Raw genomic sequence first — 21,072 nt, 5'->3', positions numbered from 1 at the left:
GCACGCCTTCGGGACGCCGGCCGTGCTCGGGGGCGCCCTGGGGGCGACGGCGCCCGTGCGCTGGGCGCTCGCCGCCGCGCTGATCCTGCCCCTGGCCTTTGCCCTGGGGCTGGGATTTCCCGCGGGCATGGCGCTGCTCGGGCGCACGAGCCGCGAGATCCTCCCCTGGGCCTGGGGGGTGAACGGCGCGGCCAGCGTGCTGGGCTCCCTGGGGGCGGTGCTGATGGCCATGGCCTTCGGCTACACCGCCACCCTTTCGGCAGGGGCGGTTCTCTACCTGGGAGCCGCCGCGACCCTGGCCGCCTTCCCCCGGGAGGGGGCTCCGTGAAGTTGCCGGCCGGGGCCGCGCCGCTGCTGGGGGTCCTGCTCCTGGCGGGGCTCTTCGCGGCGTCCTGTGCCCGGCCGGGAGCACCGGGGCGCGTGGAGGGAGGGGTGACCTGGGAGGGACAGGAGGTGGCCTCCGCACTGGTGCAGGCGTTCCTGCGCCCCGAGCAGGACCCCACGACGCCCCCCGCGGGCGAGGCGGCCACCGGCGAGGATGGGCGGTATGTCCTCGAGCTTTCCCCCGGCCGCTACTGGATCTGGGCCCGAGCGGCGGTCCCCGGCCCGGGGCGGGAGGTTCGCCTGGTGGGGCAGGCCGACGGCAACCCCGTCACGGTGCCGGAGGGCGCCCGGGTGCGCGCCGACGTGGCCCTCCACGACCCCTCGGGCTTTTCCCGCGCGGCAGGGCCCGCCGGTACGGGAGCGGAGGGAGAGGTGGAGGGCGCGCCCCCCGGGCAGGTGACCGTGTATGCCTACCCCGGGACGTGGGAGCGCCCGGTGGGGCCGGGGTTTGCGGCGGCATCGACCCCGGACGAGGGGGGGCGGTTTCGCCTGGACCTTCCTCCCGGCGCCTACACCCTGGCGGCCCGGCACCGGGCGTCGGGCCGCGACTTCGGCGCGCCGACGGAGGGCGACGTCGTGGCGTCCGCTCCGGTGGAGGTCCGCCCGGGCGCCTACGCCCAGGCGGGCACCCTCTCGCTGCGGCCCGTAGACCCCCAGGTGCTGCGGGGCCAGGTGCCCGGTACGCCGCCCACCGGCACCGCCGTTGCCGGCCGCATCGTGGATGCCCGGGGAGGAGCCGCGGCGGGGGTCCGGGTACTGGCCTTCACCGACGGACGGATGTCGGGGAAGCCCGCCGCCCTGAGCGCCCCTAGCGGGCCCGACGGTGCCTTCGTGGTGCACCTTCCGGGCGCCGGTGCCTACTTCCTGGGGGCCCGGTCTCGGCTGGGCGGACCGGCGGAGCCCGGGGAGCGGGTGGGGGCCTTCCGGGGGGCGGACGGCTCTGGGGTGAGGGTGGCAGGGGGCGAGGAGCGCGGGGGGGTGACCATCGTCGTGGAGGAAGTATGGTGAAGCAAACCCACAGCGGCGGCGCCCTGCGCCGCCTGGTAGCGGCCGCTGGTGCGGCGCTTCTCGTCCTGGGGGCGGCCTGGCTGGAAGCGGCCGCGCAGCAGGGCATCCGCGGTCGGGCCGCCCGGGGGGGCACCCTGGTGGAGGGAGTCTCGGTTGCGGCCTATCCGTACCGGCCGGGCAGCTTCGGCCCCCTCACCGGCGACGCGCCCCTGGCGCGGGCCGCCACGGCCACCGACGGCACCTACGCCATCCCGCTGCCTCCGGGGCGCTACGTGGTGGAGGCGCTGCGGAAGCAGCCGGGCAACGCGGGGTCTCGGCCGGAGACCGGGGACCTCCAGTGCCTCTACTCCGGGTCCCCCGTCACCGTCTCCCCCGGAGCGTGGACGGCCGTGGGCCTGAACCTCGTGGAGGTTGCCCCGGAAGAGCGGCGGCCCGCCGAGCGAAGCACGGTTTCCGGCGCCGTTACCCTGGGCGGGGCCCCCGCGGAGAAGGTCTACCTCTACGCCTATGCCGGGGCGGAGGGCGCCTTCCGGGGCCCGGCGTACCTGCTCCAGCCCGTGGCCTCGGGCGCCTTCTCCGTGCGCCTGCCGCCCGGCACCTACCACCTGGTGGCCCGCAAGCGGGTGCGGGGGGGCGCCTACGGACCCATCGAGATCGGGGACTTCTTCAACTTCTACCCCCGAAACCCCGTGACCGTAGCCCAGGGGGACGAGGTGGTCGTCGAGATCCCCCTGGTGGAGCGCCTGAGCCAGCTCGAGGAAGACCCCAAGGCCTTCCACGGGAGGCGGGTGCGGGTGGTGACGGCAGCGGGCGAGGGGGCCAAGGGGTATCATGTGCTCGCCTATGCCAATCCCTTGCGGTCCGGGCCCCCCCTGGCTGTCTCGGCCCCCACGGACCCCGAGGGCTGGACGCTTCTTCCGGTCGCGCCGGACCAGGCGCTCTTCCTGCGAGCACGGCGATCCCTGGGGGGGCCCGTGGAGGAGGGGGAGAGCTTTGCCGACGGGGAGCTGTCCGGGGCGGCTGGAGCGGAGCCGGTGCTGGCCCTGGGGGGCGTGCGGTGAGGTCTTCGGGGATGGCTCCCCTTCTTGGGGCCCTGTTGCTGGCGGCGGCCTGCGCGGGCCCGTCGGCCCGGCTCGGGGGCCGCGTCATGGCCCATGGCGAGCCCGTGGCGGGGGCGGTGGTCGCCCTGGAGGCGCGGGAGGGGCGCATCCTCCAGGAGGCCGAGACCGACGCCGACGGCGTGTACCGCTTCCCTCCCGTCTCCCCCGGGGAATACCGGCTCACGGCCTCGGCACGGCGCGACGGGCACGTCTGGGGGGCCCTGTCCGGCAAGAACCCGGTGCAGCTGGCCCCGGGGAGCGACGCCTGGATCGGTCTCCAGGCCGTGCCCCGGGACACCCCCGCGATGCGCGATCTCCCCGGCGGGTCCACCGGATTCGGCGCCCTGGGGGGCGTGGTGCGGTTCGAGGGGGCGGCCGTGGAGGGGGCGGTGGTCAGCCTCTACCTGGACGAGGACGAAGGGCTGCGGGGCCCGGGCTTCCGCCAGTCGCCTCCCACGGGTCGCGACGGGGCGTACGCCCTGGAGGAGGTGCCGGAAGGCCGCTACTTCGTGGTGGCCCGCCGGCGCCAGGCGGGCGGGGGCTTCGGGCCGGTGCGGGAGGGGGACCTCTACGGGACGGTGCTGGCAAGCCCCGTGGCGGTGGAGGAGCGCCGTGAGACCGCGGTGGACGTGCATCTGGTGCGCAAGGAGCGCGACGACGATCCCAACGCCGAGCTCCTGGCCCGCAGCGGCACCGGCCTGCGCGGCACCGTGCGCGACCCCGAGGGGCGCCCCGTGGCGGGGGTCTACGTGTTCGCCTACCGCAGTCGGATCGTGGGGCACGGCATGCCCGACTTCCTCACCCTGCCCACGGGGCCCGACGGCGCCTTCGCCCTCTCCCTGGGCACCGGCGGGCTCTTTTACGTGGGGGCCCGGGAGCGCAGCGGGGGCTCGCCGGCCCCGGGGGAGCACTTCGGTTTCTACGAGGGGTCTCCCGACCACGGCATCGCCGTCCCGCGGGGGCGCGTGGTGGAGGGGATCGAGATCGTGGTGCGCCGGGTGCTGGAATGAGGTCCCGGCGGGGCTTCGGGCTCGCGGCGCCGGGGCTCGTCCTGGGGCTTCTCCTGGGCTGCGCCGGTCCCCCCGGGGTCCCTATCGCTCCGGACGATCTGCACCGCATGCCGATCCGCTCCATCTCGGGGGAGGAGGTCTGGGAGGGGGAGGTGGTGGTGGACCGGATCGTCGTGGTGCGGGCCGGGGGGCACCTGGTGATCCGCCCGGGAACCCGGGTCCTCTTCCGGCGCGTCGACTGGGACGGCGACGGCATCGGCGACGCCGAGCTCACCGCCGAGGGGCGCCTCACCGCCCGGGGCACGCCGCAGGCGCCGATCCTCTTTGCTTCCGCCGAGGCCGACCCCCGGCCCGCCGACTGGAAGTATGTGATGGTGAACTTCTCCCCCGGGGCCGAGCTCGCCTACGCGCGGGTCTCCCACGCCTTCAGCGGCCTCCAGGTCCACTACAGCCCCGCCCGGGTGGAGCGCTGCGAGTTCACCCGCAACGTGGACGGGGTGCGCTTCTCCACCGCGCGCCTCGAGGTGGAGGGGTGCTGGATCCACGGGAACACCCACGGCGTGCGGTTCGAGGAGCGGGGCCACCCGGCCCGCCTGGTGGGCAACGAGATCTCGGACAACGAGGTGGGGGTCTTCGCGGTCACCCAGAGCCGGGGGGGAACGCTCATCCAGGGCAACAACCTCCGAAACAACGCCACCGCCGTGAAGCTGGGGTGGGAGCAGCCCCACGACCTGGCCTTCCCGGGCAACCACTGGGGCCCTGCCCAGGAGGCAGCGGTCCTGAGCCGGGTGCTGGACGGCCGGGCGGACCCGGGGCTCGGCCGGGTGAGCCTGGCACCCCTGCTCCCGTCGCCCGCTCCGGTAGAGGTGCCCCCCTTTTCCGCCCCACCGGACTGGCCGTCGCCGTAAGCGGGCCCCGGAGCCGGCTCAGGCGGCCGCGGCCCCTTGGGGTTGCTTCCCGTCTCCCGAAACCGGCAGCCGCACCGTGAAGGTCGTCCCCTTGCCGGGCTCGCTCTCCAGCTCGATCTTTCCCCCGTGGTTCTCCACGATGCCGTAGGAAACCGCAAGGCCCAGGCCCGTTCCGCGCTCCTTGGTGGTGAAGAAGGGGTCGAAGATCCGGCGCTGGTGCTCGGCGGGGATGCCCGTTCCGGTGTCGGCGATCGCCACCGTGAGCTGGGGTCCCGCGGCCCGGGTGGTGAGGGTCAGCGTGCCCCCACCGGGCATGGCCTGGGCCGCGTTGAGCAGCATGTTGATGAAGACCTGCTCGATCTGGTGGGGGTCCACCATGGCCGGGGGCAGCGGCTCCTGGTAGTCCCTTACGATCCTCACGTCGTGGAAGATGGACTGGGTGCCGATGAGGGCCAGGCTCTGCTCCATCACGTGGTTGAGGTCGGCGGGGACCATCTGGGGCGCGGTCTCCCGGGAAAAATCCAGCAGGCCCTTGACGATGCGCGCGCACCGCTTGGTTTCGTGCACGATGGTCCCCAGGTCTTCCTGGACCTCGGGGTCGAGGTTCCCCTCCTTCTCCATCAGGGACGCCAGCACCAGGACCCCGGTGAGGGGGTTGTTGAGCTCGTGGGCGATGCCTGCCACGATCTCTCCCAGGGAGGCAAGCTTCTCCGAGCGGATGAGCTGGGCCTGCATGCGTTGGAGCTCTTCGGTGCGCTGCTCGACCTTGGTCTCCAGGGTCCGCCCCCAGGTCTGGAGTTCGTCCCGAGCGGTCTTGAGGTTGACCGTCATGGCGTTGAAGGACTGGGCCAGGTGGCCGATCTCGTCGTCGGTCGTGACGGCGACCTGCTCTCCCAGGTTGAGCTCGCCCACCTTGCGGGTGTGGCGCAGGATTTCCCGGATGGGCCGGGTTACGAGGATGCGCACCAGCAGCGTCAGGGAGACGCCGGCCGCCAGGAGCATGGCCAGGGTCAGCGCCATGAGGCGGTGGGTGTACTTGAGGGTCTGTACCCGGAACCGCTGCAGGGAGACCGCCGTGTCGAGCACCCCCAGGATGTCCTGGTCCGGCGGGTGGAAGTGACACGCGGCCGTCGCGCAGCTGGGCTGGTTGTAGATGGCCTTGGTAATGCCCAGGACCTCCTCCCCAACCGCGTTCCGGAAGACCCGGCTTCGGCTCATGGAGGAGACTTCGGTCAGGGGCAGGGCCCCGGCGTGGCACATGTCGCAGGCGGCGGCGGTCTTGTCCAGGTTTGCGCCGATCTCGGCCCGATTGGTGGAGAAGATGATCTGCCCGTCCTTGGTGATCATCCGGATGTGCTCGATGCCGTGCTGGGTTCCCGCCTCCTGGATCATCTGATAGACCCGTTTGCGGTCGTTTTCGAGCATCTGGTAGTAGGTGGTCTTGATGATCGTCTCGCTGATGTTGTCGGCCTCGGAAACGGCCGCTTCGTGGAGGATCTCGCGCGTGGCCTCGAGGTTGAGGTAGGCAAACGGCGCCATGACGGCAAGCAGGAGCAGGCTTACCGCGAAGATGAACTTGGCGATGAGGCTCACGGGGAGCTCTTTCGGGAGGGAGACCGGGGGGAAGGGCCGCCGAGGAGGGGCGACACTCAGCCCTCCCGGTCGCGGGCCGAGATGTTGAGCTTCTTGAGCATGGCCTGGAAGTTGGGGCGCAGCATCCCGGTGGCCTCGGCCGCGCGGGTGACGTTCCACTGGTTCTTTCGCAGGGCTTCCAGCACGAAGGCCCGCTCGACCGGCACGACCGCCTGTTCCCGCACCCGCTGCTTTCGGTACTTGAGCTCTTCAACGGTCTGGGGCGCCGCCGGCCGGTCCTCGACCCCGGAAGGGTCGTGCAGCTCCAGATCCTCGCGGCGAATCTGTTCTCCGGAGCACAGGACCGCGGCGCGCTCCACCACGTTTTCGAGCTCCCGCACGTTTCCGTGGAAGGTATAGGCCTCGAGGACGGCCAAGGCCTCGGGATTGAACCCTTCTATGCGCTTTCCCAGCTCGTCGGAGCACTTGCGCAGGAAGAAGTGGGCCAGCAGGGGCACGTCCCCACCCCGATCCCGCAGGGGCGGGAGGACGATGGGGATGATGTTGAGACGAAAGTACAAGTCTTCGCGAAAATGGCCGGAGGTCACCATGGCCTTCAGGTCCCGGTTGGTGGCGGTCACGAGGCGAATGTCGATGGGAACGGGCTGGGTGCCCCCGATGGGGGTGATCTCGCGCTCCTGGAGCACCCGCAGGAGCTTCGCCTGGACGGTGAGGCTGATGTTGGAGACCTCGTCGAGGAACAGGGTGCCTCCGTCCGCCACCTTGAAGAGCCCCACCTTGGTCCGAATGGCCCCGGTGAACGAGCCCTTCACGTGCCCGAAAAGCTCGCTCTCCAAGAGGTTTTCGGCCAGGGAGGTACAGTCCACCGCCACGAAGGGTCGGCTCTTCCGGTGGCTGTGGTCGTGGATGGCCCTGGCCACGAGCTCCTTGCCGGTGCCGCTCTCGCCCTGGATGAGCACCGTGCTGTCGGTGGGCGCCACCTGCCGGATGCGGCGGTAGACCTCCTGCATGGCCGGACTGCTGCCGATGATCCCGCCGAAGCCCGCAACGTCCTCTCCGGCCGCCGGCTGCGCTGGTTTCGTCCGAGAAAGGGCCTGTAGGACCTTGTCCCGGATCTCTTCCGGGGTAAAGGGCTTGGAGACATAGTCCAGCGCGCCGCACTTCATGGCCTCCACCGCCGTATCGACGGTGGAGTATCCCGTAACCAGGATCACCGGCACTTCCGGCTGGAGCACCTTGATCGCGCGGAGCACCTCGATGCCGTTCATGCCGGGCATCTTCAGGTCGGTGACGACGAGGTCGAAGGGGGTCTGCTGCAACACCTCCAGGGCCAGATGCCCCGAAGGCGCGGTCTCCACCTGGACGTCGGACCTGGCGAAGATCCGACAGAAGCTCTTGCGGACGACAGCCTCGTCGTCCACCACGAGAATCCTCTTCCCCATGACTCTCCCCGCAAGGCAAGGCGTCCCGCTACCGGAGCGCCATATGGAAGGGGCGTCTCCGGGGTTCCCCCCACCCACACACGGGTGTCCGGAGTCTGACCCAAGTGCGCCGTGCCGCCCCACGTATCGTCGTTCGCGAACCCGGCGGTCCGAGCGGGCACGGACGGGCACATTCAAGCGCAGTGCCGCGGATTCGTCAAGCGGCAGGACTTGCCGGGCAACCGGGAAGGGGTGCGGCGCAGACCGCGGGGTAGGGGGAGCCGGCGGCGGGCGTCCGCAGGCGGCCCGTCCGTTTTCGGAGGGACCGGGGCACGGGCACAAACACGACCCTGGAGGGTGGTATATCCGGCCTCCGGGCGTGAGGAACGCGTGAAGGCGGCGACTTTTGCGGTTTCGAGGCCATGTGACCCCGCTCGGGTGCCGGTGGGAAGAGGTTTCCTGTACATGGTGCCCATACGTTTCGTTGGAGGGAGGGGAGGGGGCCGGGTGGGGGCAAGGCTCGAGAAAAGCAGGAAAACCAGAGACTTGTGGTGTCTTTGTTTCAAGATCGCGCGCCTGGCACGGGATCTGCTTTTGTGAAAGTGCGAACACCCACTGTCCCGGGGGGTGGAGGAGGCGGACATGAGATCGGTCAGGAGGAGAGCGGCGGCTGTGGGAGTGTGGGTCCTTGGGGCGGCGCCGGCGTGGGCTCAGGGTGGAAGCGACGCCACGGGCGTTGGACTGTGGGCGGCGCTCTTTCTCGGCCTCGGAGCCGTGGTGGTCGCAACCCAGGCCGTTCCGGCAGTGATCCTTCTCGGGTCGCTCCTGCGCAGCTTGTTCGCCCCTGCCGCAGAGCGGGCGGGAGAACGGCCGAGCAAGGCGTAGCCCAGGGTCGGGGGGAGGGGGGGAGAGGAGTACGCGACATGTTGGGACTGCTGATTGCCGACGACGACGCCGGTTCCCGCATGCGGTTGGCCGAGATGCTTCGGGAGGAAGGGTATGACGTGGCGACGACCCACTCGGCGGCCCTCGCGATCGAGGGGGTGCTCAAGGACCTGGCCCGGGTCGTCATCCTCGGGGGCAGCGTAGACGGGCTCTCCGTGACCCAGCTCCTGCCGGTGCTCAAGAAGTGCAAGGCCGATCTCAAGGTGATCATCGCCAGCGAGGAACCGCCCCTGGAGGTGGTGCGGCGCCTGCGGCGGGAGGGGATCTTCTACTACCTGGTCAAACCCCTGGGCTCGGAGGACGGGGACGAGGTGCGGCAGGTCGTGCAGTGCGCCTTCGAGCAAGCCAAGGAACAACACCACGCCCCCTGCGGGGGCTGAACCCGGAGAGGAGGAACCCATGAGAGCCCTGATACCGACCCTGGTCGCCGCGATCGTGAGTGTCGCGACCCCGGCACTGGCCGCCGGACGAGAGGATACGAGCGGACTCTTCGTGTGGGCGTTCTTGGGTTTTTGCGCCCTGATCGTAGCCGCCCAGGTCGTCCCGGCCGTTCTGATGATGCTGGGCGCGGCCCGGGGCGCGGCCCGGGCTGCCCGACACGAGAAGGCGCCGGTGGAGGTGAAGGTGCGTTGACGAAGGAATCCGGCGCCGGAACTCTCTCGGGGCGATGCCCCAAGACAAAAGGAGGAGATGCTGTGAATGCAAAGGGAGTGCTCGGGTGGTTGTCCTTGCCTCTGGCTGTTGCGGGCCTGCTGGGTTTGGTCGCTGCGGGGCCCGGCCACGCCGACGAGGCGTGCCAGGGCTGTCACGCGGACGTGTCGATCATGGTGGGAGGAAAGGGGTTCCTGTACATCGACCCGGTGCAATACGGGCGCACGGCCCACGCGGACGTGGGCTGCGCGTCCTGCCACGACTCGGTCACCCCCGCGCACCCGGAGGACAAGCTGCGCCCCTCCCGGGCCGGGTGTGGTGAGTGCCACGACGACGTGGAGGCGGAGTACGAGGCCAGCGTCCACGGCCCCAATGCCGGGTGTGCCGACTGCCACAATCCCCACGAGGTAAGGGCGTTGGTGGCTACCTCCGGTACCGAGATGAACCGGATGTGCACCGGCTGCCACGCGGAAGCCGACATGGTGCAGTCCCACGGTACGTGGCTGGTGCAGACCCAGCTCCATCTGAGTGCGCTGCCCTGCATCACCTGCCACACGGGGTCCGAGGAGTACGTGATCACCTTCTACCTCGAAAAGGTGGAGGAGCGCACCGGCCGCAGTCCGCGGGTGACCCTGGCGACGGCCTCCGATCTCGCACGCTGGCTGGGGAACCGGCCGGTGGAGAAGGTGCTCGACGGCGACGGCGACGGGGTGGTCACGGTGCGGGAGCTCAAGACCTTCAATACGGCGGCGCGCCGCGAGGGGCTTCGCCTGTGGGGAATGATGACGCCCGAGAAGGCCAGCCACCGCTTCGAAACCCTCGACAACCGGTGGGATTGCACCTTCTGTCACGCCTCGGGCCCGGGCGCGCTCCAACAGAGTTTCGTGGCGATCCCCGACGGACTGGGTACGTACCGGAGGGTCGAGGTGCAACGGGGTGCCATCCTCGAAGCCCTGTACGGCATGCCCGATCTCTACCTCGTGGGGGCGAGCCGTGACCGGACCCTGACCATCATCGGACTCGTGATCGCGGCCTCCGGGTTGGCAATGCCGCTCGGGCACGGTACCCTGCGGCTGCTCACCCGAAAGAACCGAAGGGAGGGCTGAGATGCAACTCGCAAGGCACGTCTACCTGACCCCCACTCCCGTGCGGATCTGGCACTGGCTCAACGCATTCGGGATCGTGACCCTGTGCCTGACCGGCGCCGAGATCCGCTTTCCCGAGTACGCCCCCATCCTGGGCAACTACAAGGCAGCCGTTCGGGTCCACAACGCCGCAGGGGTGGTCGTTGCCGTCTCGTACGCCCTGTGGTTCCTGTACTACGCATTCGTGGCCCGCAGCCTGGTGAAGCTGTACGTGCCCACGGTGCAGGACCTGAAGCGGGGAATGATCCGGCAGGCCTTCTACTACTTCTTCTACTACTTCCTGGGGACACGGCCGAATCCCCACCATGCCACACCGGAGGACAAGTTCAATCCCCTCCAGAAGACGGCCTATGCCGCCGTGATGTTCCTCTTCACTCCTCTGGTCATCGTCACGGGGTTGCTCCTGATGAACGTGGACCCCCTGCGGGAGCTGGTGGTGATGGCCGGGGGGCTCACGCTGCTCACGGCGGCCCACTGGCTGCTGGCGTGCGTCTTCTGCGCCTTCCTCATTGCCCACGTCTACCTGGCAACCCTCGGGCACACCCCCTTTGCCCACTTCAAGCCGATGTGGACGGGTTGGGAGGAAGTGGAGGAGCACGACGACTCGAAGCACCGGAGCGCAGCCTGAGGTGCCTGGGGCCGGGAGGGCGTGTGCGCCTCCCGGCCCCTGCAATAGCGGCCCGATGACGTCTCGACCAACCCGGAGTGCAGGGGACAGGCCCATGTTCAAGTCGCTCGCAGCCAAGGCGATCGTCCCGGTGGCGCTGTCTGTCACCTGTTTCGTCCTGGTGGGGTCGATCCTGCTCTATGCCAGCATGAAGCGCGACCGCATCGACGAGAGCGTGCTCCACGCCAACGACATTGCCTCGGTGGTGCTCAAGTCGACGCGGTATGCCATGCTGCGCGACGACCGGGAGACGCTGCGCAACATCGTCTCCAACGTCGGTGAAGAGAACATCGTCGATCACGTCCGGATCTTCAACAAGCAAGGGGTGGTGGTCTTTTCCGGGGCACCCCACGAGGTCGGACAGGAGGTGGACAAGCTGGCGGAAGGCTGCTATGTGTGCCACGCGGCGGCGGAGCCCGTGAAGACTCTGGGGCCGATGGAGCAGGCCCGCCGCTTCGTCAAGGACGACGGCAAGCCCGTGCTCGCGATTACCGCCGCGGTGTACAATGAGCCCGAGTGCTTCAACGGGGCCTGCCATTACCACCCGCCCGATCAGGTGGTGCTGGGGACGCTGGACATCGGCCTCTCCCAGGAAGCCCTCCAGACGACGCTGGTCCGGATGCGGATGCGGTTGGCCCTGTTCGGTGCGCTGGTCCTGATCCTGTCGGTGGGAGGGGTTGCGGCGCTGCTCAAGTACAACGTGGTCGCCCCCCTCCAGCGGCTGGTCGACTATGTGGAGTCGCCGCGGGCCGCCGAGGTTCTGCCTCCCGCCGAGGAAGAGCTGGCCGCGGTGGCGCGCGCGTTCGACCGGGTGCGGGGACACCCGGGCTCGGGGTCGGACGGCTCGTAAGTCGGGCGCCGCGGGCGCGGCGCGTTCCCTCCGGTCTTGGGCCACGGCCTCGAGGCTGCGTTCCCGGGCGATGTGGGGCAGGGGGGCGGGGTCCCTAGGGGAGCGGGAGGCAAGGCGGCCCGTGCGAGAAGGTGACAAGGCAGGCGCCCGGGAACCCGGGAGTGAGGCAAGGGCGCGCATCCAGCAGTGGCAGGCTCAGGCAACCCGCCCCTTGTGGCCGCTCGTGGCGTTTGCCGCCGTGAGCCTGTGGGCCGTGTCGGACTTCCCCTATCTCCCCAGCATCCCCGACGAGTGGAACGAAGTGCTCGGGAGGCCGCCGCCCCTCTCCTGGGTCAACGCCGCGTTCGTCCTCTATCTCTTCTCGGCCCTCATCCTCGGGCTGACCCGCATGGGAACCCCGGTCAAGCCTGCCTCCGGGTTCGCCCACGTGGGGTACCTGGCGGCATTCTACGGTTTCTACCACATCGGAGGAGGGCTCGAGGACAACGTCTGGGCGGTCCTCGTGGGCGGCTTCGCCGTGCTGGCCCTGGAGTGGTACCGGGGGTGGCTCTTCTGCCGGCAGAAGATCCGGGAAGAGCAGGAGGGCACGCCGCCCTTCCCGCCCGACGCGTGAGCCCGACCCGTGAGACGATACCCCGACCCGAACCCCCGTCCCCACCGGGAACCCGGATCAGGCGGCGCCGCCCGCCAAGCGGCCCATCACGTCCGCCACGACCTTCTTCTTCGCCTTGAGCTCCTCCCGGAACTCCATCCGGTCGGTGTCGGCGATCTCCATGCGCAGGTCGGAGAGGTAGCTCTCGAGCACGTCTTGCAGGGTGGCGGCTTCGGCTTCGGTCAGCTCGATTCGGATCATGGTCTCCTCCTTTCCTGGGGGGTCGGGGTTCCACCCTAATCCCGCACCGGGGGCCGTCAAGCTCCGAGGGGCGGCCCCGGGGCCGCCGCCGCAGCCTTCACGGCGCGGTACACCGCCGAGAAGTCCTCGCCACCCGCCCCCAGGCTGCGGGCGGCCTTGAAGCATTCGTTGGCTGCCGCACCCGCCGGCAGGGGCTGGGCCAGGAGATCCCCCAGGCCGAGCGCGAGGCGAAGGTCCTTCTGGGCGTGCCTGAGGGGGAAGGCGGCCTCGAAGTTTCCCTGGAGCATCTTCGGACCCTTCAGGGCGAAGAGGGGGTTGGCCAGTGCCCCGGCCCCGAGCACGTCCAGGAGGTCTTCGGGGGCCAAACCTGCCTTCTCCGCCAGTGCCAGGCCTTCGCACAGCGCCACCATCATCTCCCCCATGACCAGGTTCACCGCGAGCTTCATGGCGGCCCCGCGGCCGGTCTCCCCGAGGTAGAGGGTCTTCCTGGCCAGCGCCCGGAACGCGACCCCCATCTCCTCGTACGCACCCCGGTCGCCTGCAGCCAGAATGACCAGGGTCCCTTCCTCGGCGGGCTTTCGGCTCCCTGAAACGGGGGCTTCGAGGAAGCGGCCTCCCCGGGCGGCCACCGCGGCGCCGATGCGGCGAGAGGTGTCGGGGTCGACCGTGGAGAAGTCCACGTAGGTCTTGCCCGGGCCCATGGCCTCGAGCACGCCGGACTCGCCAAAGCACAGCTCCCCCGCGGCCGATGGGTCCGAGACCATGGCGCAGGTGACCGGGCAGCCCTGCACCACCTCCCGGGGGGTCCGGCCCTGCTTGGCGCCCGTGGCCACCAGGGGTTGGCAACGCTGGGCGCTGCGATTCCAGACGACGACGTCGAAGCCGGCCTTGAGGAGATTCCGGGCCATGGCGCTGCCCATGAGGCCCAGGCCGAGGAAGCCGATGCGGGTCATGCGAGTACCTCCGGCGCGAGGGGAACAGTGCGGGGACAGGGGCCCAGTCTACCAGGGAACACCCGGAGGGCGACGACGAAGGCCCACTCGTGTAAGATGGCGCTCCCTTCCCGCCTGGAGGAGCCGACGCCGTGTTCGCCCGACTGGTCTTGCTCTTTACCGTGATTCCGGCCCTGGAGCTCTATCTGCTCGTCGAGATCGGGTCTCGCATTGGAACCTTGAACACCGTGCTCCTCATCGTCGCCACGGGCGTCGTGGGCGCCCACTATGCCCGGCTCCAGGGGTTCGAGGTGGTGCGGCGTCTCCAGGAGAGCCTCGGGCAAGGGCGCGCGCCGGCCGGGGAGATCCTGGACGGGGCCATGCTCCTGCTCGGCGGGGCCCTCCTCCTGACCCCCGGAGTCCTCACCGATGCCGTGGGCTTCTCCCTCCTCTTCCCCCCGACCCGGGCCGCCTGGAAGCGGGTCTTCGCCCGGTGGCTTCGCCGCAGGATCGAGCGGGGTGAGATCGTGGTACGCCGGTGGTAGGGACGGCCGCCCCTCTTTGCCTTCAGGAACGAACATGGAATGGAAGACGATCCTCGCAACCTTTGGATTGGTGTTCCTCGCTGAGCTCGGAGACAAGACCCAGCTCGCCACCCTGAGCTTTGCGGCCGGAGGCAAACACCCGGGCTCGGTGTTTCTGGGAGCGTCGCTCGCGCTCGTGCTCACGAGCCTCCTGGCGGTGCTCCTGGGCGGCGTGCTGGGGGCGTGGCTCCCCCGCAACTGGGTCCGGCTGGGGGCGGGCGCCTTCTTCATCGCCGCGGGGGTCCTGATCCTCCTGAACCGGGGGTAGGGCGGTGCTCGACGCGCTAGACCTCACCAAGGGCTACGGCGGCCAGACGGTACTGGACGGCGCCTCCTTCCAGCTGGGAGAGGGCGAGCGGGTGGCCCTGGTGGGGCCCAATGGGGCGGGTAAGACCACACTACTGCGGATCCTGGCGGGGGAGGAGCGGCCCGACGAGGGAGAAGTGCGCCGCCGGCGGGGCCTGGAGGTTGGGTACCTGCGCCAGGAAGCGGAGCCCGTCTCCGACCGACCGCTGCTGGCCTACGTGGAGGACGTGGCCCAGGACGTGCGGTTCCTGGAGGGGGAGCTGCGGGAGTTGGAAGACCGTCTGGAAGGCGGCCAGGCGGACCCCCGGCTCCTGGAGCGGTACGGCCACCTCCAGGCCCGCTTCGAGCACCTGGGCGGGTACGCCCTGCGCGCTCGGGCCGAGCGGATCCTCGCCGGCCTCGGCTTTCGGTCGGAGGATTTCGTCCAGCCCCTGGCGGTCTTTTCCGGGGGGTGGCGGATGCGGGCCGCCCTGGCCCGGATTCTGCTTCGGGAGCCCGACCTGGTGCTCCTGGACGAGCCCACCAATCACCTCGACATCGTGAGCCTGGAGTGGCTCGAGGCGCACCTCCAGGAGAGCCCCAGCGCCTTTCTGGTGGTCAGCCACGACGTGGCGTTCCTGGACCGGGTGGTGCAGGGGGTGCTGGCCCTGGAGGCCGGGCGCCTGGTGCGCACCCGGGGAGGCTTCGCCCAGTACCAGGCCGAGCGGCGTCTCCGGGAAGAGCAGGCCCGGGCGGCCTTCGAGAACTGGCAGCGCAGGCGGGCCCAGACCGAGGCGTTTGCCGACCGGTTCCGCTACAAGGCCACCAAGGCCCGCCAGGTGCAGTCGCGACTGCGCCAGCTGGAGAGACAGGACGCCCCGCCGCCCGTGGCGCCCCCTCCGGCGGCCCTGAGCCTGCACCTTCCCCAGCCCGAACGCTCGGGACGCACCGCGGTGATCTTGGAGGGCGTGGACGCGGGCTATCCGGGAAAGCCCGTCTATCGGGGGCTCTCATTTCGGATCGCCCGGGGGGAAAAGGTCGCCCTCATCGGGCCCAACGGCGCGGGAAAGTCCACCCTCCTGAAGCTCCTGGCCGGGGCGCTGCCGCCCCTGGAGGGCCGGGTGGAGTACGGCCACCGGGTCACCCTGAGCTACTTCGCCCAGCACCAACTCGAGCAACTCGACCCCCACCGCACGGTCCTCGAGGAGATGCAGCGCCTGCCCGGCCTTCGCAGCGAACTCGAGCTGCGCACCGTGCTGGGCGCCTTCCTCTTCTCGGGCGACGCCGTGGAGAAGCGGGTGTCGGTGCTCTCCGGGGGGGAGAAGAGCCGTCTCGTGCTGGCCAAGCTCCTCAGCGACCCGGGCAACTTCTTCCTCCTCGACGAGCCGACCAACCACCTGGACCTCCAGGCGTGCGAGGTCCTCAAACAGGCGCTCCAGGCGTTTACCGGAACCCTGTGCCTCATCACCCACGATCGGGACCTCATCAACCGGGTGGCCACGAGGGTGGTGTACGTGGAGGGTGGGACCCTGCGGGAGTACCTGGGGAATTTCGACGACTTCCTGGCCCGGCGGGCCGCGGAGGTCCCGGCGACGTCTGCGGCCCCCGCGGCCGGTGCTGCACGGCCGGCTGCCGGGCCGGCCGGGCCCCGGGGGGACGAGGGCCGGCCGGCGCGCAGGGATCTGCGCCGCCTGGAAGCCGAGCAGCGGGCCAGGGTGCGCCGGGAGACCGGGCCCCTGCGGGCTGAGGTCGCCCGCCTGGAGGAGGAGATCGCCGCCGCGGAAGGCCGGCTGGAGGCGGTGGAAGCCTCCCTTGCCGACCCGGCCACCTATGCCGACCCCGAGCGGGCCGCCGCGCTGGCCCGGGAGCGGTCGGAGCTGATCCGGCAGGTCGCGGAGCTCACCCCCGGGTGGGAGGCTGCGGCCACGGAGCTCGAACAACGGGAACGGGAGCTTCGGGCGGAGGGCGGGTCCCGGGGGTGACGGGGGCAACGCAACCGGAAGGTGCGGACGGCGAGCCGACTGCCCCTGCGGGAGCGGGGAGCGCTCTTTGGGGGGTAGGAGAGGGACGACAATGCGCAGGGTGTGTGCGTGGTGCGGGGGAGAGCTGGAGCCGGGCGGCAACCCCGCCGACCCGGTGGTGACCCACGGGATCTGCCCCTCGTGCAGCGACCACTTCTTCGGCGACCCGGATCTGCCGCCCCTGCGGCGCTTCCTGGATCGCCTGGAGGCCCCGGTGCTCCTGGTGGACGGGGAGGGAGCGGTGCTCACGGCCAACCGTGCGGCGCGCGAGCTCCTGGGCAAGTCGCTCCCCGAGATCGAGGGGCACCGGAGCGGGGACGTGATGGAGTGCGCCCGGGCGCGGCTGCCCGGCGGCTGCGGCCGCACCGAGCACTGCAGGGCCTGTGCGATCCGCATCGCGGTGTCCGAGACCTTTGCCACCGGGGTGTCCCGGGAGGGGCTCTGCGCCGTGGAGGGGGCCGGGACCTTCGGAGCCAGCGGCTCCTCCGTGGTGCGGATCTCCACCGAGCGGGTCGGAGGGACCGTCCTTTTGCGCATCGACGAGATGGGGCCCGCCGGAGGGCCCCCGCCGGCGGGGAGGTAACCGGCCGTGGACTCGCGGCATCCCCAGGCTGCGACCCTGTTGCGGCGTCTGACGGCGGTGCAGGGGGACGAGGCGCGCCAGGCCCTCTGGGCCGAAGCCCTGGAGGCGCTGGCGGAAGGGATCGCGGCGCGCGTCCTGGACCGGGTCGTACGGGAGGCCGCCCTGCGCAGACCCGAGGCGGTCGCGGCCTATCTGCCCCTCCTGGACCTGCCCTGCCTGGCGGAGCGGGTCGGCCCCGGGGCCCTGGCTGCGATCCTCTCGGTGGCCCAGGCGGAAGGACTGGAGGGGTGCCTCCTGCTCCTGGAGTATGGGGGCCCGCCCGCCGCCCGGGAAGACCTGGGCCCGCCCCCCGACCCCCTCCTGGAGTCCCTCTCCCTGGGACACCGCAAGACGGCGGCCCGCGGCCCTCGCAGCAGCGTGCTCGACCGCGTCTTGCGAGATCCCGACCCGCGGGTGGTGGCGGAGGTGCTCCGGAACCCGCGGCTTCGGGAGGGGGAGGTCCTGGCCATCGCGAGCCGCAGGCCCTGCCCCGAGGCGGTCTTCTGGTTCCTGCTCCGGCGAAGCGGCTGGTTGCGGCGCCCCGCGGTACAGCGCGCTGTCGTCCAGAATCCCTGCGCCCCGCCCCGGCTGGCGGCCGCGTTGTGCGCCCTGCTGCGGGACCCGGACCTGGAGGACATCGTCAACGACGAAGGGCTCCACCCCGCCGTGCGGGAGGGAGCCCTTCTCGTGCTGTCCTGGAGGAGGCAGGCCGCCGCTTCGCCGCAGGCCTAGCGGGCTCGCCCCGCGAGCGCTCTTCCGGTGGGGGAGCCCGACCGCCCCGACGGTTTCCGCCTGGCCCGTCAGGCGTCCTTGGCTTCCTTCTTCTCCGTCTTCGCGGCGATCTCTTCTGGTTTTTCCGGGGTCACGTCGATGGCGTCGGGTTCGTTTATGGCCTTCTTGAAGCTCTTGATGCCCTTCCCGAGGCCGCCCATGAGCTCGGGGATCTTCTTGCCCCCGAAGACCACGAGCACGATGACCAGGATGATCAGCCACTCACTGCCGCCCGGCATGCCGAACATGGGGTATTCCTCCCGAGGGGGCCCCGCGAGGTTGCTTGCCTGCCGGTCCCGGGGCGTGGACGGCGGCGCCAGGATAGCACAGGGGGTGGGGCGCACCAATCGCAAAGGCCCCCAGACCTCCCGAGGCTACGCTCCAGACCCCCGCCGCGCAACGTTTCCTTGCACCCGTGCCCCATCGCCATCGAGATCGGTATCGGTATCGGTATCGAAATCGACCCCCGATACCGATACCGATACCGATTTGGACGGCCTGCCGTAACTCACCCCCCTCGGTGGGGTCGCCCCCGGCCCGCTCCCCAGACTCTACACGGCAATTCCGTAAGCCGGGCCGCAGGGACCGAGCATGCCTCGCCCCTACTGCTCGTAGCCCCGCGCGAGGTTCTCGAAGGCGGTGAACTCGCTCAGGAACGCCAGCCGCACCGAGTCGGTGGGGCCGTGGCGCTGCTTGCCCACGATGATCTCGGCGATCCCCTTGTCGGCGCTCTCCTTGTCGTATACCTCGTCCCGGTAGATGAACATGATGACGTCGGCGTCCTGTTCGATGGCCCCGGATTCCCGCAGGTCGGAGATCAGGGGGCGCTTGTCGGCCCGGGACTCGACGCCGCGGTTGAGCTGGGAGAGCGCCACCACGGGGACGGAGAGCTCCTTGGCGAGGCCCTTGAGGGAGCGGGAGATCTCGCTGATCTCCTGCTCGCGCACGTCGTACGAGCCCCGCCCCCGCATGAGCTGGAGGTAGTCCACGACGACGAGGCCGAGGTTTGCCTCGCTCTTGAGCCTGCGCGACTTGGCCCGCAGGTCGAGCGTGGTGATGCCGGGAGTGTCGTCGATGTAGATGGGGGCTTCGGCCAGGGTGCCGGCGGCCCGGGTCAGCTTGGGCCAGTCCGAATCGCGGAGCATCCCCCGCCGCAGGCGGTGGGAGTCGATGCGGGCCTCGGCGCACAGCAGCCGCATCACCAGCTGCTCCTTGCTCATCTCGAGGCTGAAGAACGCAACCGGCGTGCCCGCCTCCACGGCGGCGTACTGGGCGATGTTGAGGATGAAGGAGGTCTTGCCCATCCCCGGCCGGCCCGCAATGATGATGAGGTCCGAAGGCTGGAGGCCGGCGGTGAGCTGGTCCAGGTCGTGGTACCCGGTGGGAACCCCCGTCACCAGGTCCTTCTTCTCGTAGAGCTCCTCGATCTTTGCGAAGGTGTCCTTGAGGATGTCCTTGACCCGGGTAAACGAGGGGCGGACCTTGCGGGCCGTGACCTCGAAGATGGCCTGCTCCGCCCGGTCCAGGTAGTCCTCCACCTCCCCGCCCGATCCGTAGCCCTCGCTCGCGATCTCCGTGGACACCCAGATGAGCTTTCGCAGGATCGAGCGTTCCCGGACGATCCGGGCGTAGTGCACGGCGTTTTCCACCGACGGCACCTGGTTGGTGAGGCTGGCCAGGTGCGCGGCCCCTCCGGCCTTTTCCAGGAGACCTCGCTGCCGCAGAGCCTCCGTGGCGGTGACGAGGTCGATGGGCGAGCCCCGGTCGTAGAGCTCGAGCATGATCTCGTACAGGAGCCTGTGGCCCGTGCGGTAGAAGTCCTCCCGGTCCAGGATCTCGGTGATGTGGGACAGGACCTCGTTGTTGAGGAGGACCGCGCCCAGGACGCCGGCCTCCGCCTCCAGGCTGTGGGGGGGAACGCGCTGGAGGGTTCCGAGCTCCTCGGCGGACATGGGGTACCTCGACGGCGGCAAACGTCCGGGCCGGCAGGTGCCGGCCCGGGGAACGTGTCACGTACGGCTGTTTCCGGCGGGGGGGCCGCTAACCTACGCCTCCCCCTCCTTCTCCACGACCACGGTAACCTTGGCCTTGACGTTGCCCGGAAGCCTCAGGGTTACCGGGAACTCTCCCAGGGCCTTGATGGGATGGTCCAGGGCCACCTGCTTGCGGCTCACGGCAAAGCCCTTCTCCGCCAAGGCCGCCTCGACGTCGAGGTGGGTAACCGACCCGAAGAGCTGCTCCTGCTCCGAGGCCTTTCGGCGAAAGACCAGGCGTACCCCGGCCAGGGCTGCCGCCAGCTCCTCGGCCTTCGAGACCTCGCGCAGGCGCTTCTTCTCGAGGGCCTTCTTCTGGTGCTCCAGGGCCTTGACGTTGCGCGGATCGGCCAGCATCGCCAGTCCCCGGGGGACCAGGTAGTTGCGGGCGTACCCGTCCTTGACGGCGACCACGTCGCCTACGGTTCCCAGATTCTCGACCGATTCCTTGAGGATGACTTTCATGAAATGCCTCCTATCGGCAGTGTTCTTGCGTCACGTGTGAAGACCCTGCTCGGGGGGGCGGGGCGCCCAGCGAGCCCGAAAGTCGAACCACAGGTCGAACGCCCCCAGGCCGGCCACCGCGAGCATCAACGGCAGCTGCACGAACAGCAGCGCGTAGGCCAACGCCCGAAAGACCCGGGGGAACCCTCGCGCGGAAAACAGGTGGTGCACCACCGCGAAACCCTGGAGGAAGTACACCCCCAGAGCCGCGACGAACACGTTCAATGCGGCGGTGCCGAGCGCGCCCCCGGCCAGCAGCGCGAGAAGCCCCGATCCGATGAGCCCCCAGATCCAGCTTTCCGGGGCGCGCCAGCGAGACCAGCTCTGCCGGGCGTCGTCCCCCGTGACCCGCCGGGCGAGGACGGCGTTGGCCCACCCGGTGAGCAGCGCCAGGACCGTGTAGAGTCCGGGGAACGCGAGGGACAGCATCCTGCCGGTCTGCTCGGCCCAGTTCTGGACCGCCAGTGTCGCCTCGGCGTCGGCCTCTCCCTGGAGCAGAAAGGACCCCGCCTGCTGCACGGCCTGCTCCAGGGTCTCTCCCAGATAGGCCAGGGGCCCCGTGCCTGCTCGGGACGCCAGCACAGCCAAAGAAGCCCAGAAGGCCGCGGTGGAGAGCAGCGCATAGCTCCCCACGGCCACCTCGGGACGAGCTCGCGCCCGGAGCATCATTCCCAGGGCGCACCCGCCCGCGGCGAACTGGGACGCATAGACCGCCGCTCCCACGGGCCCCGTGAGGACGTAGAGCACCGCCACGGCGCCCCCCGCAGCGGCCAGGGCGCCCGGCA

Annotated in this window: 25 protein-coding genes; 17 read left to right on the top strand and 8 right to left on the bottom strand. The window is 70.4% G+C overall.

Features of this window, described 5'->3' with window-relative positions; genetic code table 11:
- The 5 genes from AB1578_12880 to AB1578_12860 form a co-directional block, all read left to right on the top strand.
- A partial coding sequence (locus AB1578_12880; GenBank protein MEW6488792.1) for a hypothetical protein occupies positions 1-328 on the top strand: 328 nt, incomplete at its 5' end.
- Entirely contained in the window at positions 325-1,392 is a 1,068-nt protein-coding gene (locus tag AB1578_12875; GenBank protein ID MEW6488791.1) for a hypothetical protein, read from the top strand. The genes AB1578_12880 and AB1578_12875, both read left to right, overlap by 4 nt.
- Positions 1,386-2,453 (top strand): hypothetical protein, encoded by a 1,068-nt coding sequence (locus tag AB1578_12870; protein MEW6488790.1) that lies wholly within the window; start codon positions 1,386-1,388, stop codon positions 2,451-2,453. The genes AB1578_12875 and AB1578_12870 overlap by 7 nt, the downstream gene beginning before the upstream one ends.
- An 11-nt stretch (positions 2,454-2,464) precedes the next feature.
- On the top strand, positions 2,465-3,502 hold the full coding sequence (locus AB1578_12865) for a carboxypeptidase-like regulatory domain-containing protein (protein MEW6488789.1): 1,038 nt from the start codon (positions 2,465-2,467) through the stop codon (positions 3,500-3,502).
- On the top strand, positions 3,499-4,410 hold the full coding sequence (locus AB1578_12860; protein MEW6488788.1) for a right-handed parallel beta-helix repeat-containing protein: 912 nt from the start codon (positions 3,499-3,501) through the stop codon (positions 4,408-4,410). Before AB1578_12865 ends, AB1578_12860 begins: the two co-directional genes overlap by 4 nt.
- Positions 4,411-4,428: 18 nt before the next feature.
- On the opposite strand, the gene AB1578_12855 is transcribed toward AB1578_12860, so the two are convergent.
- Positions 4,429-6,003, bottom strand: a complete 1,575-nt coding sequence (locus AB1578_12855; GenBank protein MEW6488787.1) for an ATP-binding protein — start codon at positions 6,001-6,003, stop codon at positions 4,429-4,431.
- 56 nt (positions 6,004-6,059) lie between these two features.
- On the bottom strand, positions 6,060-7,445 hold the full coding sequence (locus AB1578_12850; protein ID MEW6488786.1) for a sigma-54 dependent transcriptional regulator: 1,386 nt from the start codon (positions 7,443-7,445) through the stop codon (positions 6,060-6,062).
- A gap of 621 nt (positions 7,446-8,066) precedes the next feature.
- Here AB1578_12850 and AB1578_12845 point away from each other — a divergent pair.
- The 7 genes from AB1578_12845 (at position 8,067) to AB1578_12815 (ending at position 12,295) form a co-directional block, all read left to right on the top strand.
- Positions 8,067-8,309, top strand: a complete 243-nt coding sequence (locus AB1578_12845) for a hypothetical protein (protein ID MEW6488785.1) — start codon at positions 8,067-8,069, stop codon at positions 8,307-8,309.
- A 38-nt stretch (positions 8,310-8,347) separates the two neighbouring features.
- Entirely contained in the window at positions 8,348-8,749 is a 402-nt protein-coding gene (locus AB1578_12840; GenBank protein ID MEW6488784.1) for a response regulator, read from the top strand.
- Positions 8,750-8,768: 19 nt separating this feature from the next.
- Positions 8,769-9,002 (top strand): hypothetical protein, encoded by a 234-nt coding sequence (locus AB1578_12835; GenBank protein MEW6488783.1) that lies wholly within the window; start codon positions 8,769-8,771, stop codon positions 9,000-9,002.
- Positions 9,003-9,064: 62 nt separating this feature from the next.
- Positions 9,065-10,126, top strand: a complete 1,062-nt coding sequence (locus AB1578_12830) for a cytochrome c3 family protein (GenBank protein ID MEW6488782.1) — start codon at positions 9,065-9,067, stop codon at positions 10,124-10,126.
- A 1-nt stretch (position 10,127) separates the two neighbouring features.
- Positions 10,128-10,793: a cytochrome b/b6 domain-containing protein gene (locus AB1578_12825; GenBank protein MEW6488781.1), complete on the top strand. Its 666-nt coding sequence runs from the start codon at positions 10,128-10,130 to the stop codon at positions 10,791-10,793.
- A gap of 94 nt (positions 10,794-10,887) precedes the next feature.
- The gene (locus AB1578_12820) at positions 10,888-11,682 is read left to right on the top strand and encodes a hypothetical protein (GenBank protein ID MEW6488780.1); all 795 of its coding nucleotides are present in this window, start codon (positions 10,888-10,890) and stop codon (positions 11,680-11,682) included.
- Positions 11,683-11,803: 121 nt separating this feature from the next.
- Entirely contained in the window at positions 11,804-12,295 is a 492-nt protein-coding gene (locus AB1578_12815) for a menaquinol oxidoreductase (GenBank protein ID MEW6488779.1), read from the top strand.
- Between the two features lie 57 nt (positions 12,296-12,352).
- On the opposite strand, the gene AB1578_12810 is transcribed toward AB1578_12815, so the two are convergent.
- Together AB1578_12810 and AB1578_12805 are read right to left on the bottom strand one after the other, a co-directional pair.
- The gene (locus AB1578_12810; GenBank protein MEW6488778.1) at positions 12,353-12,535 is read right to left on the bottom strand and encodes a hypothetical protein; all 183 of its coding nucleotides are present in this window, start codon (positions 12,533-12,535) and stop codon (positions 12,353-12,355) included.
- Positions 12,536-12,591: 56 nt separating this feature from the next.
- Positions 12,592-13,488 (bottom strand): NAD(P)-dependent oxidoreductase, encoded by an 897-nt coding sequence (locus AB1578_12805; GenBank protein ID MEW6488777.1) that lies wholly within the window; start codon positions 13,486-13,488, stop codon positions 12,592-12,594.
- 131 nt (positions 13,489-13,619) lie between these two features.
- Here AB1578_12805 and AB1578_12800 point away from each other — a divergent pair, with 131 nt between their 5' ends.
- The 5 genes from AB1578_12800 to AB1578_12780 all read left to right on the top strand — a co-directional run bounded on the left by AB1578_12800 (position 13,620) and on the right by AB1578_12780 (position 17,711).
- Positions 13,620-14,012 (top strand): FxsA family protein, encoded by a 393-nt coding sequence (locus tag AB1578_12800; GenBank protein MEW6488776.1) that lies wholly within the window; start codon positions 13,620-13,622, stop codon positions 14,010-14,012.
- Between the two features lie 34 nt (positions 14,013-14,046).
- Complete coding sequence (locus AB1578_12795) at positions 14,047-14,319, top strand: TMEM165/GDT1 family protein (protein MEW6488775.1); 273 nt, start codon at positions 14,047-14,049, stop codon at positions 14,317-14,319.
- A 4-nt stretch (positions 14,320-14,323) separates the two neighbouring features.
- Positions 14,324-16,318, top strand: a complete 1,995-nt coding sequence (locus AB1578_12790) for an ATP-binding cassette domain-containing protein (protein MEW6488774.1) — start codon at positions 14,324-14,326, stop codon at positions 16,316-16,318.
- A 91-nt stretch (positions 16,319-16,409) separates the two neighbouring features.
- Positions 16,410-16,940 carry a PAS domain-containing protein gene (locus tag AB1578_12785; GenBank protein MEW6488773.1) on the top strand — a complete coding sequence of 177 codons (531 nt, stop codon included), beginning with the start codon at positions 16,410-16,412 and terminating at the stop codon, positions 16,938-16,940.
- Between the two features lie 6 nt (positions 16,941-16,946).
- Positions 16,947-17,711, top strand: a complete 765-nt coding sequence (locus AB1578_12780) for a hypothetical protein (GenBank protein ID MEW6488772.1) — start codon at positions 16,947-16,949, stop codon at positions 17,709-17,711.
- Between the two features lie 68 nt (positions 17,712-17,779).
- Here AB1578_12780 and tatA read toward each other — a convergent pair whose 3' ends face one another.
- The 4 genes from tatA to AB1578_12760 form a co-directional block, all read right to left on the bottom strand.
- On the bottom strand, positions 17,780-17,998 hold the full coding sequence (gene tatA, locus AB1578_12775) for a twin-arginine translocase TatA/TatE family subunit (protein MEW6488771.1): 219 nt from the start codon (positions 17,996-17,998) through the stop codon (positions 17,780-17,782).
- Positions 17,999-18,352: 354 nt separating this feature from the next.
- A complete protein-coding gene (gene dnaB / locus AB1578_12770; GenBank protein ID MEW6488770.1) occupies positions 18,353-19,702 on the bottom strand; it encodes a replicative DNA helicase in 1,350 nt (449 codons plus the stop codon).
- A 93-nt stretch (positions 19,703-19,795) separates the two neighbouring features.
- On the bottom strand, positions 19,796-20,248 hold the full coding sequence (rplI, locus tag AB1578_12765) for a 50S ribosomal protein L9 (protein MEW6488769.1): 453 nt from the start codon (positions 20,246-20,248) through the stop codon (positions 19,796-19,798).
- A 30-nt stretch (positions 20,249-20,278) separates the two neighbouring features.
- On the bottom strand, positions 20,279-21,072 hold a 794-nt coding region (locus AB1578_12760), incomplete at its 5' end, for a DUF2232 domain-containing protein (GenBank protein ID MEW6488768.1).

This window comes from Thermodesulfobacteriota bacterium, assembly GCA_040756475.1.
Classification (GTDB): Bacteria; Desulfobacterota; Deferrisomatia; order Deferrisomatales; family JACRMM01; genus JBFLZB01.
This window is presented reverse-complemented; position numbering and strand designations above follow the sequence as displayed.

What these genes read in the sequence shown, in the direction of transcription:
- AB1578_12795 (MEW6488775.1), top strand. Translation starts at nt 14,047, where the DNA reads ATGGAATGGAAGACGATCCTCGCAACCTTTGGATTGGTGTTCCTCGCT.
- AB1578_12850 (MEW6488786.1), bottom strand. Translation starts at nt 7,445, where the DNA reads ATGGGGAAGAGGATTCTCGTGGTGGACGACGAGGCTGTCGTCCGCAAG.
- rplI (MEW6488769.1), bottom strand. Translation starts at nt 20,248, where the DNA reads ATGAAAGTCATCCTCAAGGAATCGGTCGAGAATCTGGGAACCGTAGGC.
- AB1578_12835 (MEW6488783.1), top strand. Translation starts at nt 8,769, where the DNA reads ATGAGAGCCCTGATACCGACCCTGGTCGCCGCGATCGTGAGTGTCGCG.
- tatA (MEW6488771.1), bottom strand. Translation starts at nt 17,998, where the DNA reads ATGTTCGGCATGCCGGGCGGCAGTGAGTGGCTGATCATCCTGGTCATC.
- AB1578_12805 (MEW6488777.1), bottom strand. Translation starts at nt 13,488, where the DNA reads ATGACCCGCATCGGCTTCCTCGGCCTGGGCCTCATGGGCAGCGCCATG.
- AB1578_12860 (MEW6488788.1), top strand. Translation starts at nt 3,499, where the DNA reads ATGAGGTCCCGGCGGGGCTTCGGGCTCGCGGCGCCGGGGCTCGTCCTG.
- AB1578_12820 (MEW6488780.1), top strand. Translation starts at nt 10,888, where the DNA reads ATGTTCAAGTCGCTCGCAGCCAAGGCGATCGTCCCGGTGGCGCTGTCT.
- AB1578_12845 (MEW6488785.1), top strand. Translation starts at nt 8,067, where the DNA reads ATGAGATCGGTCAGGAGGAGAGCGGCGGCTGTGGGAGTGTGGGTCCTT.
- AB1578_12810 (MEW6488778.1), bottom strand. Translation starts at nt 12,535, where the DNA reads ATGATCCGAATCGAGCTGACCGAAGCCGAAGCCGCCACCCTGCAAGAC.
- AB1578_12825 (MEW6488781.1), top strand. Translation starts at nt 10,128, where the DNA reads ATGCAACTCGCAAGGCACGTCTACCTGACCCCCACTCCCGTGCGGATC.
- AB1578_12870 (MEW6488790.1), top strand. Translation starts at nt 1,386, where the DNA reads ATGGTGAAGCAAACCCACAGCGGCGGCGCCCTGCGCCGCCTGGTAGCG.
- dnaB (MEW6488770.1), bottom strand. Translation starts at nt 19,702, where the DNA reads ATGTCCGCCGAGGAGCTCGGAACCCTCCAGCGCGTTCCCCCCCACAGC.
- AB1578_12865 (MEW6488789.1), top strand. Translation starts at nt 2,465, where the DNA reads ATGGCTCCCCTTCTTGGGGCCCTGTTGCTGGCGGCGGCCTGCGCGGGC.
- AB1578_12785 (MEW6488773.1), top strand. Translation starts at nt 16,410, where the DNA reads ATGCGCAGGGTGTGTGCGTGGTGCGGGGGAGAGCTGGAGCCGGGCGGC.
- AB1578_12840 (MEW6488784.1), top strand. Translation starts at nt 8,348, where the DNA reads ATGTTGGGACTGCTGATTGCCGACGACGACGCCGGTTCCCGCATGCGG.